This window comes from Bradyrhizobium sp. USDA 4501, assembly GCF_054062115.1.
This window is the reverse complement of the sequence record NZ_JBSSEX010000001.1, coordinates 5,126,915-5,141,276: the sequence shown is the minus strand read 5'-3', so window position 1 is coordinate 5,141,276 and position 14,362 is coordinate 5,126,915. Positions and strand designations below refer to the sequence as shown.

Annotated in this window: 8 protein-coding genes and 6 pseudogenes; 6 read left to right on the top strand and 8 right to left on the bottom strand. The window is 60.1% G+C overall.

The genetic code is table 11. The features are described 5' to 3' along the window. Positions 1 to 1,225: 1,225 nt before the first annotated feature. Positions 1,226 to 1,484 (top strand): annotated as a pseudogene (locus ACVWZM_RS23385) (transposase); the annotation flags it as partial. A 244-nt stretch (positions 1,485 to 1,728) separates the two neighbouring features. Here ACVWZM_RS23385 and ACVWZM_RS23380 read toward each other — a convergent pair. After that, positions 1,729 to 2,518, bottom strand: a pseudogene (locus ACVWZM_RS23380) (IS110 family RNA-guided transposase); the annotation flags it as partial. 33 nt (positions 2,519 to 2,551) lie between these two features. Beyond that, a pseudogene (locus tag ACVWZM_RS23375) lies at positions 2,552 to 2,638 on the bottom strand (hypothetical protein); the annotation flags it as partial. A gap of 96 nt (positions 2,639 to 2,734) precedes the next feature. Between ACVWZM_RS23375 and ACVWZM_RS23370 the strand changes: the two are divergent. Together ACVWZM_RS23370 and ACVWZM_RS23365 are read left to right on the top strand one after the other, a co-directional pair. Further along, the gene (locus ACVWZM_RS23370; RefSeq protein ID WP_456855052.1) at positions 2,735 to 4,375 is read left to right on the top strand and encodes a flavin-containing monooxygenase; all 1,641 of its coding nucleotides are present in this window, start codon (positions 2,735 to 2,737) and stop codon (positions 4,373 to 4,375) included. Between the two features lie 990 nt (positions 4,376 to 5,365). Continuing rightward, positions 5,366 to 5,842, top strand: a complete 477-nt coding sequence (locus tag ACVWZM_RS23365; RefSeq protein ID WP_456855051.1) for a VOC family protein — start codon at positions 5,366 to 5,368, stop codon at positions 5,840 to 5,842. Positions 5,843 to 6,239: 397 nt separating this feature from the next. On the opposite strand, the pseudogene ACVWZM_RS23360 reads toward ACVWZM_RS23365, so the two are convergent. Next, positions 6,240 to 7,114: pseudogene (locus ACVWZM_RS23360) on the bottom strand (IS5 family transposase); the annotation flags it as partial. A 577-nt stretch (positions 7,115 to 7,691) separates the two neighbouring features. On the opposite strand from ACVWZM_RS23360, the gene ACVWZM_RS23355 reads away from it, so the two are divergent. Further along, positions 7,692 to 8,246 carry a reverse transcriptase domain-containing protein gene (locus ACVWZM_RS23355; protein ID WP_456855050.1) on the top strand — a complete coding sequence of 185 codons (555 nt, stop codon included), beginning with the start codon at positions 7,692 to 7,694 and terminating at the stop codon, positions 8,244 to 8,246. Then, entirely contained in the window at positions 8,246 to 8,950 is a 705-nt protein-coding gene (locus tag ACVWZM_RS23350; protein WP_456855048.1) for a reverse transcriptase domain-containing protein, read from the top strand. Before ACVWZM_RS23355 ends, ACVWZM_RS23350 begins: the two co-directional genes overlap by 1 nt. A 75-nt stretch (positions 8,951 to 9,025) precedes the next feature. On the opposite strand, the pseudogene ACVWZM_RS23345 reads toward ACVWZM_RS23350, so the two are convergent. The 3 genes and pseudogenes from ACVWZM_RS23345 to ACVWZM_RS23335 form a co-directional block, all read right to left on the bottom strand. Then, a pseudogene (locus tag ACVWZM_RS23345) lies at positions 9,026 to 9,211 on the bottom strand (IS5/IS1182 family transposase); the annotation flags it as partial. Positions 9,212 to 9,278: 67 nt separating this feature from the next. After that, positions 9,279 to 9,581 carry a group II intron maturase-specific domain-containing protein gene (locus ACVWZM_RS23340; protein WP_456856755.1) on the bottom strand — a complete coding sequence of 101 codons (303 nt, stop codon included), beginning with the start codon at positions 9,579 to 9,581 and terminating at the stop codon, positions 9,279 to 9,281. A gap of 334 nt (positions 9,582 to 9,915) precedes the next feature. Next, a complete protein-coding gene (locus ACVWZM_RS23335) occupies positions 9,916 to 10,731 on the bottom strand; it encodes a reverse transcriptase domain-containing protein (RefSeq protein WP_456855047.1) in 816 nt (271 codons plus the stop codon). Positions 10,732 to 11,251: 520 nt separating this feature from the next. Here ACVWZM_RS23335 and ACVWZM_RS23330 point away from each other — a divergent pair. Continuing rightward, complete coding sequence (locus tag ACVWZM_RS23330) at positions 11,252 to 12,007, top strand: recombinase family protein (protein ID WP_456855046.1); 756 nt, start codon at positions 11,252 to 11,254, stop codon at positions 12,005 to 12,007. 247 nt (positions 12,008 to 12,254) lie between these two features. On the opposite strand, the gene istB is transcribed toward ACVWZM_RS23330, so the two are convergent. After that, positions 12,255 to 12,998 (bottom strand): IS21-like element helper ATPase IstB, encoded by a 744-nt coding sequence (gene istB / locus ACVWZM_RS23325; RefSeq protein WP_456855044.1) that lies wholly within the window; start codon positions 12,996 to 12,998, stop codon positions 12,255 to 12,257. An 11-nt stretch (positions 12,999 to 13,009) separates the two neighbouring features. Then, positions 13,010 to 14,209, bottom strand: a pseudogene (istA, locus tag ACVWZM_RS23320) (IS21 family transposase); the annotation flags it as partial. Between the last annotated feature and the right edge of the window lie 153 nt (positions 14,210 to 14,362).

The window sequence follows — 14,362 nt, the reverse complement described above, 5'->3', positions numbered from 1 at the left end:
TCTCTATTGCCTGGGTGCGCACACCAAGGGCTGAGATGCAGCCGCGATGGCGTGCTTGTGTGTGCCGTTGTCGAGGAGCTATCTATTGAACCTGCACTCGCGGCGGCCATTTAAAATGCAATCCTGTCGTTCGAACCAATCCCGGATTGACTGCAATGGTGTTGCCGGCTGGCTCGCCATCGATATCTGTGTTGGGCCGGCGCGATGGAACTGGACCACGTTATCCAACGGGGGCATGCACGGCCACGGCTTCCCCTCCGCGTCCCAAAAGACCCAGCGCTCGGCGATCTTTCTTGCCTTTTCAGGAGACTGGGTTTGCCAAGGCTCCTTGAGTGCCTCGTTAACGTAGTGGGAGACGTCAGCTCTAAGGCCGCATGTGCGGGCTATCGTTGCAAGGCGCCCGGCATCAATGAGCCGCGCCGCGAAGTCGTTCTCTGCGTTCATTTTCCGAAGCCTTCGCGCCTTCTCGTCGTCCGTGTTCCCTTCATGTTCATCAACTAGGAGCCCGGGGGAAATGCCGCGATACGCGTGGTGACCTAACGCCCGTCGGTGTCGGCCGAGCGGACGCCGTCCCGCGCCTCAAGTCACGCGCCGCTAACTCCGCTGGCCAACCAAAGCTTCAACTTGCGATGATAACCATACCCAAGAGAGGGCGGCCTGGGCTATGCCCGAAGAGCTGCATTCTTTGTGCCAAAACAAAACCCCTGCAATCTGCAGCGTAGTTGTGACGGCTTTGTCTACTTTCCGACTTGCGTGTCGTTGTCTTGCCAACATGTACTTTGGTACCCAGGCATCCAGCCAGGCTGGAGATCGATCAGCTCTTCACCTTTACGGAACGCGCCGGCATTGTTGGCTTTGAAATCGCTCCACAACATCCAGGTCTCGCCAGCGCTTCAGCTCGAAGCTGTAATTCCGCGATACCAGGTACCCATGCGGCGAATACTTCCAATGCCGATGCAGCCACTCGCGCGCGACTTCCTCCGGCACACTAGGAAATGATGATTGAACCCGGAGCCCACCATTCATCGAATGGTGTTTTGACCGCACCACTCGGCTCAAACTCTGGCGCCAACGCCGTGGGGTACTTGTCCATAATGGTCATTAGATCGGCTGAGAACTTGACGAGGTTCACGACCTGTGCGCGGGATGATCTGAGGCCGGCAAACTGGACGAGTTTTGGCTAGAGTTTTCGCATCGATTCCCTCGGCTGGGAGGAGTGAAGACGATGAAGGCCTCGAAGTTTTCGGACGGCCAGAAGGCGTTCATCCTGAAGCAGGGCAACGATGGCGTTGCGGTGGCGGAGACCTGCCGCAAGGCCGGGATCAGCCAGGCGGACCTATTTCAACTGGAAGAAGAAGTACGACGGATTGCTGCCGACCGAGATGCGACGGTTGAAGCAGCTCGAGGAAGAGAACAGCAAGCTGAAGAAGCTGGTGGCGGATCTGCCGCTCGACAAGGAGATGCTGCAGGACGTGATCCGCCAAAATGTATGGTCCACTCCGTCCGTGCAAGCCTGTTCGGTCTCGTAACGAGCACAGTCTGCTTAAATGTATCCGGCCTCTCGCGAGCGAGCTGCGGTTGCAGCCAGGCCAAGATGAGATACGCGCGCGCTGTTCCTGGATAGCTTCGTCGTGCTGGAGCACGCTTTCGGCAGGAAGGCTTACAGTGCGCCGGATCAACGTTCTCGTCATCGTTTCCTCGAGCCTCGCAGTCTGCCGGCCAGGAGCTCTATGCCACCGTGGGGTCACGGCGTTCGTAGGTTGCTCCCGGCCGATTGAGAATCACCCATGCGACGCGCGCGACCTTTGCCGCCAATGCCACCGTGACTTTGTTGATGTGCATGCGCTTCTGCAAGGTGTCGATCCAGGCGCCGAGCCGGCCTCGGCTTCGATCAAGGTGGATGACACAGGATCGTGCGCCGTGGATGAGCACGCGCCGCAAATAGTGGTTCCCTCGGCGGCTGATTCCCAGCAGCGTCGTCTTTCCGACAGTCGAGTGCCGTCTTGGGACGAGGCCCAGCCAAGCAGCCATATCACGTGCGGTGCGGGACTGCCGGCCGTCTCCAGCCGAAGCCAGGATTGCGGTGGCTATGAGCGGGCCGATGCCGGGTACTGTCATCAGCCGTCGAATCCTCTGCGGCATTTGCTTCGATCTCACGGGTGACTTCGGTGATCCGCTCTTCGAGATGGCACAGGTCGCCGAACAGATCTCCCAGCAGCCGGCGCATCATCGGCGTCAGGTTGTTTTCCTCGCTGGCCAGTACTCGCGGCATGTCGGCCTTGAACTTACCCACCCCCTGATGGATTGCGACGCCGAACTCGATACACAGCGCCCGCATCTGGCAGATCAGTCGGGTTCGCCCGGTTACCATGCGGTCGCGGATACGGTGAAGCGCTTGCAGCTCCGCCTGCGTCTCCGTCTTGATCTCAACAAAGCGCATGGTCGGCCGCGTGACGGCCTCGGCGATCGCAGCCGCGTCGATCACGTCGTTCTTATTCGAATTGACATAGGGCTTCACGGTCAGCATGTGGCTGTGGTGCAGGAGCCGGTCGAGGATCGCAGTGGCGACGACGGGATCACCGAACACGTCAGAGTACCGCGTGGGGCGCTGCTGACAGCCATTCTTTGGCGGCTTCATCTCGCTTAGGACTGCGGACTTCTTGCGCCCCCTCCCCTCATTGGTACGATACTTGCTGTTCTCCTCGCAGGTCGTCAAAAACAGAAGGGAGGAGAAATGACCAAGACGCCGAACAAGGACAATTGTCGTAGTGGCGGGCGTGCGACAACGAAATTCGATGCCCTGGTCGTCGGAGCAGGCGTCGCCGGTCTTTACCAGCTGTACCGGCTACGAGAGCTCGGGCTGAACGTCAGGGCGATCGACGCTGCCTCGGGTGTCGGCGGCACTTGGTATTGGAACCGTTATCCTGGTGCGCGTGTCGATTCAGAAGGCTACCAGTACCAGTACCTTTTCTCCGAAGACCTCTACAAACGATGGAGCTGGAGCGAAAGATTTCCGAGCCAGCCCGAAATCGAACGCTGGCTGAATTACGTGGCGGATCAGCTTGACCTGCGCAAGGACATTCAGTTCGGCACAACGGTCCAGAGCGCGCATTTTAATGAAGCGACGGAGCGATGGGTGGTCGTGACCGACAAAGGTAATGTGATCGATACCCAGTTTGTCGTCGCCTGTTGCGGTGTGCTTTCGGCACCCCATGTGTCCTTTCCGGGGCAGGAGGCGTTCAAGGGGCAGGTGTTTCATACGGCGCGATGGCCGCAGCAACCGGTCGATCTTGATGAGAAGCTCGTCGGCGTGGTTGGTAACGGACCAACGGGGATCCAGGTGATCCAGACGATCGCGGAAAAGGTTGGCCATCTCAAAGTATTCGTCCGCACGCCGCAATACATCATACCTATGAAGAATTCCAAGTACACTGCCGGGGACGTCGAGGCCTACAAGTCAAAGTTCAAAACCCTTACCGAGCGACTGCCGCACACGTTCACGGGCTTCGAACATGACGTCGAGTACGCCTGGGCCGGTCTGCCACCGCAACAACGCCGCAGGGTGATTGAAGACTGCTGGAACGACGGTTCCGTGAAGTTGTGGATATCGTCCTTCGCCGAGCTGTTCTTCGATGAGGCGGTGAACGCGGAGATCTCCGAATTCGTGCGCGCGAAAATGCGCGAGCGGCTCAGAGATCCAAAACTTTATGACCTGCTGATCCCGAGCGATTACGGATTCGGCACTCATCGGGTGCCCTTGGAGCAGAATTTCCTCGAGGCGTTCCATCGAGTCAATGTGGAAGTTGTCAGCGTCAAGACCAACCCTATCGAGCGCATCACGACCGAAGGGATCCAGACGGTGGACGGCACAGTTCACCCGCTCGACGTCATCATCTTGGCAACGGGCTTCGACGCAGCAACGGGCGCTTTGACCCGCATCGACATCCGCGGCCGCGATGGACGATCCCTGAAGGAGGATTGGGGCCGAGACATCCGGACCACCATGGGGTTGCAGGTGCACGGCTATCCCAATCTCTTCACAACCGCAGTGCCGCTTGCCCCGGTGGCCGCGCTTTGCAACGCGACAACCTGCTTGCAGCAGCAGGTCGAGTGGATAACTGGATGCATTAGCTATCTCCGGGACAACAATTTGAAGGTGATCGAACCCTCCAAAGAGTTGGAAGATCAATGGGTGGCGCATCACGACGAGCTCGCCAACGCAATGCTGATCGCCAAGACGAATTCCTGGTACTTGGGGTCGAATGTTGAAGGCAAACCGCGCCGAGTACTCGCCTACACCGGGGGCGCAGGCAACTATCGGCAAAAGTGCGACGAAGTCGCCGCAAGTGGCTATCCGGGCTTTACCGCGCACTAGGAGTTTCAAGTCGCGGAGAATCGTGGACGAACTCATCATGCGATCTCAGTGACGCCGGCAGGTTTGCGCCAAGACGCGATCCTAGACCGCTTGCGCGGTGAACAAGAACTTGTCGCACAATCGGACATATGGTAAGTTGCTGCCAACGTTTCATTCCCGCATTACAAAATGCGCGTCCCGTCCGGTGGCGTCATAGAATTAGGTGCGATAGCCTGAATTGTCGAGGTAGCTCGCGGATTTCTCCGGGGTGAATGCATGTCAGGACTCTGAAATGGACCCGCGGAGCGGGACCGCTTGAACCGGTTTGTTAGTTGGAAACTGACCGCTCCTGTTCCCTTTCTATCACGCTGCCAGAGACTCTGTCTGCTGCTGTTGCTGTGGACATGATGGTCAACGCGCCGGCGTTGTCCATCATGTCCACCGCGTTCGCGACCTGCATCTGTTCGCCGCCATCATGCTGTGATCGACAACGCGGACGGCGATGTTCTCTCTGCTGCACGCTGGATGGATCAGAGACGGAGCGTCTTCTGGAGATCCCATCGGGGATAATCGAACGCGCGGCAGGCGCTGCTGTGGTTCCATGAACACGGCCTCGACCTACCGGGTGTAGCAGCTGAACGGCGACACAGCCTGGCGGCGGCCCAACTACGCGACCCTCCACAGGATGGTCGAGAATTTGGTCTACGGCGGAGCCCACGTTTATGGTAGAACAGCCGCGACGGGTTCGGCGTCCCTGGGGCAGGTGCGAAGATCCGCCGCAGGGTGGCACTGGCGCGGCAGAACCCCAAAATACCCCCAGGAGCATCCCAATCAGCAAAGTCTCTTCTCTTCAACAACATAGACAAATGGTGTTCTGATGCGCGGTCGTAGAAGCCGATCGCAGTTTGCGATGCAGTCTGGAGCTGTGATGAAGCGAGGTGGATCTCATATTTCGCATGCGGCATGTCTCAAAATGCGATGGAGGTGCCGTGTCAACTGGATGGTGCAGCTATGGAAAAGCCAAATTTCCTTGAAGCAGACCATGTTTCTTGGACGGTGCCGGATCTTGATGCCGCCATTTCTTTCTACTGCGATGTCTTCGGCGCCACCGAGCTCTTTCGCTTGGGACCGCTGGATGCCGCCGACCTACCTCGCGGAACGGACGGTCGAGACTGGATGGAATCTCACGTCAACGTGGCGGAGGCCAGGTTGAAGTTCGCTATGTTGAAACTCACGCCGAATCTGAAATTTCAACTTGTTCAATACGACAAGCCTAAACAGCGCCGGTTTGACTTGCCCCGGAACTGCGATCGTGGCGGACACCACCTTGGCCTTCGGGTGGATGATGTCGGTAAGGCGGCTAGCTATTTGGCCGCTCACGGCTGCACTGTCCTCGACGCAATTTACATCGATGCGGGCCCGCTGGCTGGAAAGACCAATCTCTATGTTCTTGATCCTTGGGGGCACCAACTTGAAATCGTCGACTGAGTGCTTGCTGGCACAACTCGTAGGTCGTCGGTGATCATTTACCCTTTATAGGGTCCGGTGCCGGGCCGGTCACCGAGGCATTGACCTCCTCATCCGGAAACGTTTCGGTCTTCTCGGCGAGCCGTGCTCCTCCTCGGTCAATTCATCGGTGATGGCGCAATAGTCCGCGAAGGAACTCGCGGGCGTGATGGATTTGGCGATCAGCGCTTGAAGCTCGCGCGTAAACTGTTCGTTGCCGAGTTGTTGAATTGGACCGTGATCGCCAGGCGCAGGAGAAGTTGGTGGTGCCGACCACGTCCCGCTTCGTCGTGACGGACCCCAAGGGCCTTCATGGCGGCGCAGAAGCGGATCGACGGGCTCGAGAGTCGTTCGTGAAGAACTGGCGCCGGCGCCCGGCTTAAGCGGTGTTTCGAGCCGGGACGGTCTCGAAGAAGGCTCGGATGATGACACGCAAGAGCTCTGCGAGCCATCGCAGCAGCAGGCCGAAGTTATAGCCGGCAGCGGCGAGAACAGCGTTGATGCGGTCGCCGAGGCGTCCCTTGAGATAATTTCTGTCCATGCGGTGCTCGGCCTTGACGTGGCCGATGACGGGCTCGACAGCCGCGCGACGCTTCATCTCGCGACGGATGGAAGCTGTGACGCGGCGGACCTGACCCGAGATCCAGACCCTGAACCGATGCGGGTGGTTGTGACCGCGATATCCTTTGTCGACGTGGATACGGCGAACCTCCACCCCGGTAAGCTTCTCCATGTCGGCGATTACGGGACCGAGCGTGTGCCCATCGAAGGGATTGCCATGCAGGGCCTTCGCATGGAGCACGAACTGGCCGCCCTTCGGAGACGTCACAGGGGTGGCGATGCTGACCTTGCAGCCGAACTCGTAGGGCGCGCGGGCTTTACCTTGCCGATGCACTCAACCTCCGGAGCATGTAACGCATAGACCTTCGGACCGCGCTGATGCTGATCCTGGCTGCGCACCTGCTGCGCTAAACCGAGCAACGGGCCGAAGCGAGCTTCCAGCACCGTATCGCCATCAATCTTGCGGCGGATGTCGCGGATGATCCGGCCAAGCCGTGTCCGCAGGAACTTGAGCTGCCGCCGGGCGCGTTTGAACTGGTGGGCGTGGGTATAGCGGCCGGTCATGATGGCGGCGCGCTTGGCCAGGCGCAGATAGCTCTGGCGTAGCGGCACACGGTTGCGCTTGGCGAGCCCGACCAGCTTGATGATTGCTCGATGCAGGAGCCGCGCGTCGGTCGGATGCGCAACCGCCTGGGCTGCACCGTGGTATGTGCGCCATGACGGCGCGAAGAAGGAGGTTGAATATGTAGACCATCTTTCGAGCAGCCTTGCTGCGCAAGAGATGAGGGCAGGCCCCTCGGACTCGGATTGCAGGATCAGAGTCCAAACCGCCACAAGCTGCCTTAGCTCAATGGCTGAGGTGGTGAGCGTTGCTGGAAAAGGCGGGCGATCAGCCCGTCAGGTGAGCCACGGGAAGACGAACGCAAGTAAACCGCCGATGATGCATCGAAAGTACAGTTCAGGTGTTGTCGAAACCAGGGGCGATACCACCTCCTGGGATCAAGCGCGGCGAGAGCCTGTCTATTGGCCGGGCGGCAACCGGTGTAGAGGCGGCGTGATCCCGATGGCAGGCTCTTGCGCGGAACATGGGAACCTGCGTCGCAATGCCAAGGGAGACCCCAAAGGCGGCGGCCCCCCGAGGGCGGAGTACCAATGCGCGACGCAGGGGCGGACGGGTTCGTAATAGTGATGAGGCCCGGTAACACGGGCGGAGCGAAGGGACCCGATCTTCCAGCCAAAGTCACAGGCCAACCGGAAACGGGAGGAGCCGATGACTGAGGCAAAGTCGTATCAGATCCCCAAACATCTCGTTTGGGAAGCTTGGAAACAGGTGAAAGCGAACCGCGGGTCAGCGGGTGTGGACGGGGTCTCCATCGAGGAATTCGAGAAGGACTTGAAGAGAAACCTCTACAAGATCTGGAATCGAATGTCGTCGGGGACATACTTTCCGCCTCCCGTCCGTCTCGTGGAAATTCCCAAGGCTAATGGAGGGAAGCGTCCGTTAGGAATACCCTCTATAGCTGACCGCGTGGCTCAGACGGTTGCAAAGATGGTTATAGAGCCGACGATGGAACGAATATTCCATCCCGACTCCTACGGCTATCGGCCCGGCCGTTCGGCGCTTGACGCAGTGGGGACAGCGCGAAAGCGTTGCTGGAAATTCGACTGGGTTATCGACCTTGATATCAAGTCGTTCTTCGACTCGATTCCTTGGCACCTGATCGAAAAGGCCGTCGCCCACCACACGGAGCTGAGCTGGATTCGTCTCTACGTAAAGCGGTGGCTGCAAGCTCCCGTGGAGAAAGAAGACGGAATCCTAGTCTAGTGGAGAGAACACGCGGAACCCCTCAGGGTTCAGTGGTTTCTCCGCTGCTCGCAAATTTGGTTCTGCACTATGCATTCGATCGCTGGATGCAGCGGACCTTCCCTTGTTTGTGTTTCGAAAGATACGCTGACGATGCGATAGTCCATTGCAGAACTGAAAGCGAGGCTCGAACCGTGATGGAGGCGATCCGAAAACGTCTTGCGGAATGTGGTCTGGAGCTCCACCCGGAGAAAACCCGGATCGTCTACTGCAAGGATAACAAACGGAGAAAGGAATGCGAACACATCTCGTTCGACTTCCTTGGCTACACCTTCCAGCCGCGCAGCGCTCGCGATCGAAAGGGCGAGAAGTTCCTCAACTTCCTCCCGGCAATCAGCAACAAGGCTGCCAAAGGAATCCGACAAACCATTCGCTCATGGCGACTGGGTTCGACGCGAAACCACTGGAGTCTTGAAGAACTCGCCAAGCTGATTGATCCTGTCGTGCAAGGATGGCTGAACTATTACGGACGGTTTTACCGGACGGAATGTGTCAACGTCCTTCGTCACGTAAACGACGCGCTCGCCCGTTGGACGAGGCGGAAATACAAGCGGTTGAAAGGCCGGAAAGTCGCCTCAGTATATTGGTTGGGACGGCTCACACAGCGCGATCCGAACCTACTCTATTTGTGGCGGGTCGGCATTCGACCTGCGGCTGGAAGATAGAAGCCGGATGAATCGAGAGGTTCACGTCCGGTTTCGTGAGAGCCTCGGGGTGCAAATCCCCGGGGCTACTCGACCGACCACCACGCGCTCCAGGTCCTTCGGGCCGAGGGCGCCTGTCTTGTGCGCCACCGACAGACTTTCCTGGATTAGCGCAACGAGCTGCTCCTCGCCGAGCCGCTGCCGCCAGCGCGTCATCGACGATCGATCGAACGGCAGCCGGTGGCAGAAGCTCAACTCGCCGCAGAAGTATTGTCGAGTAGGCCGAGGGAGTTTCACCCTCGGCCGCTCACAGATCCGGACGTGATACTCTCGCATCATCCGGCTCCTGTCATCCAACCGTAGCCCGTCCAAGCTTTTGCCAATGGACAAAGAGCTTTGGATTTTGCTTCGCCATCTCATTGGGTTTCCGCAACGACCGTCCCCGATGGCCCTTCAGTTGCTTGTACTTGCACCGAAGCCACGCGCCGAGGCGCTCATCGAAGTACTCATAGAGCCTACGCAGTTCCGTCGGGTAGAATCGCCCGTAGTATTGATCCCAGCCCCGAAGGACGGGGTTGAGACTACGCGCGATGTCTTCAAGCGGAGGCGACGAGTGCTGAGGCAAGCGCCATCCTCGAATGCGAGCCCTCATCTCCTTGAGAGAGTTCGGACTCACGCTCGGAAGGAAGCAGGTGAAGATCCTGCCCCACCGGTTCTTCGCCATACGGGGGCGGAAGCTAAAGCCCAGGAAGTCAAAATGGATATGCGGGTAGGACCGCCGTCGATTGCTGTCAGCGCAGTAGACCACTTTAGTCTTCTCCGGATGCAGCAATAAATGGCAGTCGGCAAACCGTCGTTCCAGCGCCGATTTAAGCTCCTCCGCTTCCTGCCGCGTGCGGCAATGGCAGATGAGTCGAGTCGCCCGGGGGAGTTTCCCCCCCAGGCGCTCACAGATCCGGACGTGAACGTCTACGCTCATCCGGCTCTTACCGCCCAGCCGCCGTCTTGTGCAGCATCGGCCAATGGGCCAACAGCGCGGGGGTGCGGCACGCAATGTCCCGTACCCAGTGCTCTGCCCGTCTTCGATGTCGCCGCAGACGTTTGTATTTCGACATCGCCCATCGCGCGAGACATCGGTCGAGATGGCGTAGTGTCGGATAAAGCGCCGACTTGTAGTACCGACCATAGTAGTTCATCCAGCCTCGAATGATCGGGTTGAACATCCTCGCCAGGTCGTCGATCCTCTTATCCACCCGGCAGCGTAGTTGCCAGGCACGGATTTCCTGTCGGATTGCCTTCGTCGCGGCATTGCTGACACCGGGGCTGAAGTTGACGAAGTGCTTTCCCCAACGATTCTTCGACCGACGGGCACGGAACGTGTAGCCCAAAAAGTCGAATTTCTGTTCAGGATAATCACCTCGCCGGTCGTCATCCTTACAATAGACTACCTTCGTCTTGTTCGGATGAAGCTCCAGTCCGCATTCGGCAAAGCGCTTCGCAAGCGCCTCCTTCAGTTCTTGTGCCTGCCGCTCACTGTCGCAATGGCAGAGAATACCATCGGCATAACGCTCGAACGGGATGCTCGGATGATTTCTTCGCATCCACATGTCGAACGTATAGTGGAGAAAGAGATTCGCCATCAGCGGTGATACCACCGAGCCCTGCGGCGTGCCCTTCTCTCGGGGTTCAAAGGTGCCGTCTTCCAGTTGAACGGGAGCTTTAAGCCACCGTTCAATGTACAACAACACCCAGGCGCAGTCCGTGTGCTTCCGAATCGCCTTGAGCAAAAGTTCATGCGACATCGAGTCAAAAGACTACTCGACAGACTACCCACCACCGCGCTCATCATCTCGACGACTATCCCGATCAGGTAACCATCGTTCGGTCGCGCCATCCCTTTGAGGGATCTGCGCTTAATGTGCTTGGCTGGTGTCATCGACGCGGCGAACTTCATCTGACGCTTGTACTGCCCGATGGTACCCGTGCCCTTGTACCGGCCGCGTGGACAGATCTGCCTATCGCACAACATTTACGGCGTGCAAGCCCGCAATGCGCTCGAGCGGCATTCCTGGCTTCCCACGCCGAGCTGCTGCATGCCCGGACGATCGTCGACGCTTTGCTGCGGCAATTGGATGCCGCGCATACTGTCCTGCCACCGGAATCGGAGGACAGCCATGCAGCAGCTAAGCTTTCTCGACCCACCACCTCAGCGCGGGGCCGTACCCGTATGGGAGGCCCTCGATAAAAAACAGCGCGCACATCTCGTGCTGCGACTCGCCCGACTAATCGCCCGAGCAATCGCCACTGCCGGAGATCACAACGATGAACGAACTGAGCAAGATCACCGCTGAGCACCTACGCCGATGCGCAATCGTCTACGTGCGTCAGTCCAGTACGACGCAGGTCGAGCATAATCGCGAGTCCACTGCCCGTCAGTACGAGTTAGCCGAACGCGCCGCGCGGCTTGGTTGGCGACGCGATCAGGTGAAGGTCATCGATGAGGACCTCGGTATTTCCGGTTCCGGCCTTTCCGAGCGCACCGGCTTCGCGCGTATGACCGCGGAGGTCGGCCTCGGCCAGGTGGGCATCGTGCTCGGCTTGGAAGTCTCGCGACTAGCGCGCAATAATGCTGATTGGTACCGTCTGCTCGATCTATGTGGCCTGACCCACACGCTCATCGGTGATGGAGATGGGATTTATCATCCGGGCTTGTTCAATGACCGCCTGGTGCTCGGGCTCAAAGGTACGATGTCAGAGGCAGAGCTGCATGTGCTGCGTGCGCGGCTGCTCGGTGGCATCCGCAACAAGGCCGCACGCGGAGAACTGCACCGCGGGCTGCCGGTGGGTCTGGTACGGGGCGACGCCGACGGGGAGGTGCTGTTGCATCCTGACGAGTCGGTGCAAGCCGCGATCCATGCTGTCTTCGACCGCTTTGCCGAATTCGGCTCGGCACGACGCGTGTGGCTGTGGTTCCGCTCGCAAGGCCTGCGCTTTCCGCTGCACTCCAACAGCCTTGTCGATCTCCGCTGGGTCGCCCCCACTTACACAAAGATCCACCAGGTCTGCGGATTCCGATGATCTCGCCCGGGTGTACCGATTTGATCTCGCCCAGGATTCCGAGATGATCTCGCCCACCATTCCGATTTGATGTCGCCCGGGGCGCGAGGCATTCTGGCTGTTTGGTTTCTGGCATCGGTGAAGCCGCGGGGTCAACCTTGAATCGCGGCTTGAGGCCCTTCTTCGTCTGCTGTTGGTCTGCTGTGGGCATGTGGGCAACGCTCTTTGCGTTGTCCAAGCGCAGCGGCATGTCCACAGCGCCACTGGCTCAGGCCTTTCGATCGGGTTTGCGGGTTCGCCGCAGGCTCTCGCCGTTGAGATCGATCCGGTGGGCGTTGTGGACCAGGCGGTCGAGGACGGCGTAGGCGTAGGTGGGATCGCCGATCAGCGCGTGCCATTGATCGACGGGGAGCTGGCTGGTGACGGTGGTGGAGCGGCGGCCGTAGCGGTCCTCGAGGATCTCGAGGAGGTCGTGGCGGGCTGCGGCGTCGAGCGGCTCGAGGCCCCAGTCGTCGAGGATGAGCAGATCGATGCGGCCGAGCGCCCGCAGGAGCCGCGGGTGGCGGCCGTCGCCGCGCGCCAAAGCGAGATCGGTGAACAGCCGCGGGACACGCTGATAGAGCACGGAGCGATTGTCGCGGCAGGCCTTGTTGCCGAGCGCCGAGGCGAGCCAGCTCTTGCCGACGCCGGAGGGCCCGCAGATCAGCAGGTTGGCGTGGTCGTCGATCCATTGGCCTTCGACCAGCATCGTCAGGAGGCTGCGGTCGAGGCCGCGCGGGGTGCGATAGTCGATGCCCTCGACGCAAGCCTGCTGGCGCAGCTTGGCGTATTGCAGCCGCTTCGATAGCCGCTTGTCCCGTCGCAGCGAGGCTTCGCGTTCGAGCAGCAGCGCGAGCCATTCGGCATGGCCGAGGCTTGCGGCATCGCCGCCGGCTTCGATGTCGGCAAAGGCCTTGGCCATGCCATGAAGGCCGAGCGCGTGGAGTTGATCGAGGGTCGGATGCGTGAGCAAGGCGTGATCTCCTAGTTGTAGTAGCGCGGCCCGCGGATGTTGGGATGAAGGACCGGCGCGTTGTCCGCGGGGCGCTTGGGTGAAGGACGCCGATCGAGGTTGTTGGCAAGGATCGATTTGACCGAGCCGTAGGTGCGCGCGCCGATGTCGATCGCCCGCATGGCGGCAGCATCGAGCCGCTCTTGCCCGTAGGATTGGCCGGGCCGGATGATGCCGAGGCAAGCGCGGAAGCCCTGCTCAGGGTGCGCCCGCTCATCGAGGATCAGGTCGCACAGCGCCGCGGTGGCCGGCCCGATCGTGACGGCCTCCTTGCGAATGCGCTCGATGGTCCAGCCGGCGTAGCGCCGATGACTGGACGCCATGTGTTCCGGCACGGTGGTGTGCTTGTGGTTGCCGCTCATGCGCTGATGCGCGGCGATCCGCTCGCCCTTGTGGAAAATCTCGACGGTGCGGGCGGTGAAGCGCACCTCGACCTCGGCGCGGACGAAGCGATGCGGGACGCTATAGTAATGCGCCTCGACTTCGACGTGATAGTCGATGCTGACCCGGCAGATCCGCCACTCGGCGAACACGTAGGGGCTCTCCGGCAGGTCCTTGAGCGCCGGCCGGTCGATCTCCTCCAATAGCTTGCGGCGGGTCACGCCGAGCCACCGGATCGGCCGCTCCTCGTTGAGCCGGGTCATTAGCTCGGTGATCGCCGCGTTGACCTCGGCGAGGCTGTGGAAGGTGCGGTGGCGCAGCCGCCCGAGCAGCCAGCGCTCGACCATGAGGACCGCCTGTTCGACCTTCGCCTTGTCCCGTGGCCGTCGCGGCCTGGCCGGCAGAATGGCGGTGCCGTAATGCGCCGCCATGTCGGCGTAGCTGCGGTTGATCTGCGGGTCGTAGAGGCAGGCCTTGATCACTGCGACCTTGGTATTGTCCGGCACCAGCAGCGCCGGCACGCCGCCGATCGCCTCGAAGGCGCCGACGTGGCCGCTGATCCAGTCGGCGAGCCCCTGCGTCCAGGTCGCCTGCGCGTAGGTGAAGCTCGATGCGCCGAGCACCGCGACGAAGATCTGCGCGGCGCGTCGCTCGCCGGTGAACCGGTCGATTGCCACCGGCACGCCGTCGCCGGCATAGTCGACGAACAGCTTGTCGCCGGCCGTATGCGACTGGCGCATCGTCACCGACAGGCGGCCTTCCCAGGCGCGGTAGAGCTCGCAGAACCGCGAGATATGTGATCGTGAACATATCTCGCGTTATGTTGCGGCCAGATTTATGTTGTGCAAGGAGCTATAATTGCGGGGAGCATGAACACTGCGGGCATTGTTCACGCAACATAATTCGACGCTGGGTAGCGAACCATTTGTCCAATGGAGGCTCGC

Excerpts from the sequence above, each read along its gene's own strand:
- ACVWZM_RS23370 (WP_456855052.1), top strand. The coding sequence starts at position 2,735 with ATGACCAAGACGCCGAACAAGGACAATTGTCGTAGTGGCGGGCGTGCG.
- ACVWZM_RS23340 (WP_456856755.1), bottom strand. The coding sequence starts at position 9,581 with ATGAGGGCTCGCATTCGAGGATGGCGCTTGCCTCAGCACTCGTCGCCT.
- ACVWZM_RS23330 (WP_456855046.1), top strand. The coding sequence starts at position 11,252 with ATGAACGAACTGAGCAAGATCACCGCTGAGCACCTACGCCGATGCGCA.
- ACVWZM_RS23335 (WP_456855047.1), bottom strand. The coding sequence starts at position 10,731 with ATGTCGCATGAACTTTTGCTCAAGGCGATTCGGAAGCACACGGACTGC.
- ACVWZM_RS23355 (WP_456855050.1), top strand. The coding sequence starts at position 7,692 with ATGACTGAGGCAAAGTCGTATCAGATCCCCAAACATCTCGTTTGGGAA.
- ACVWZM_RS23365 (WP_456855051.1), top strand. The coding sequence starts at position 5,366 with ATGGAAAAGCCAAATTTCCTTGAAGCAGACCATGTTTCTTGGACGGTG.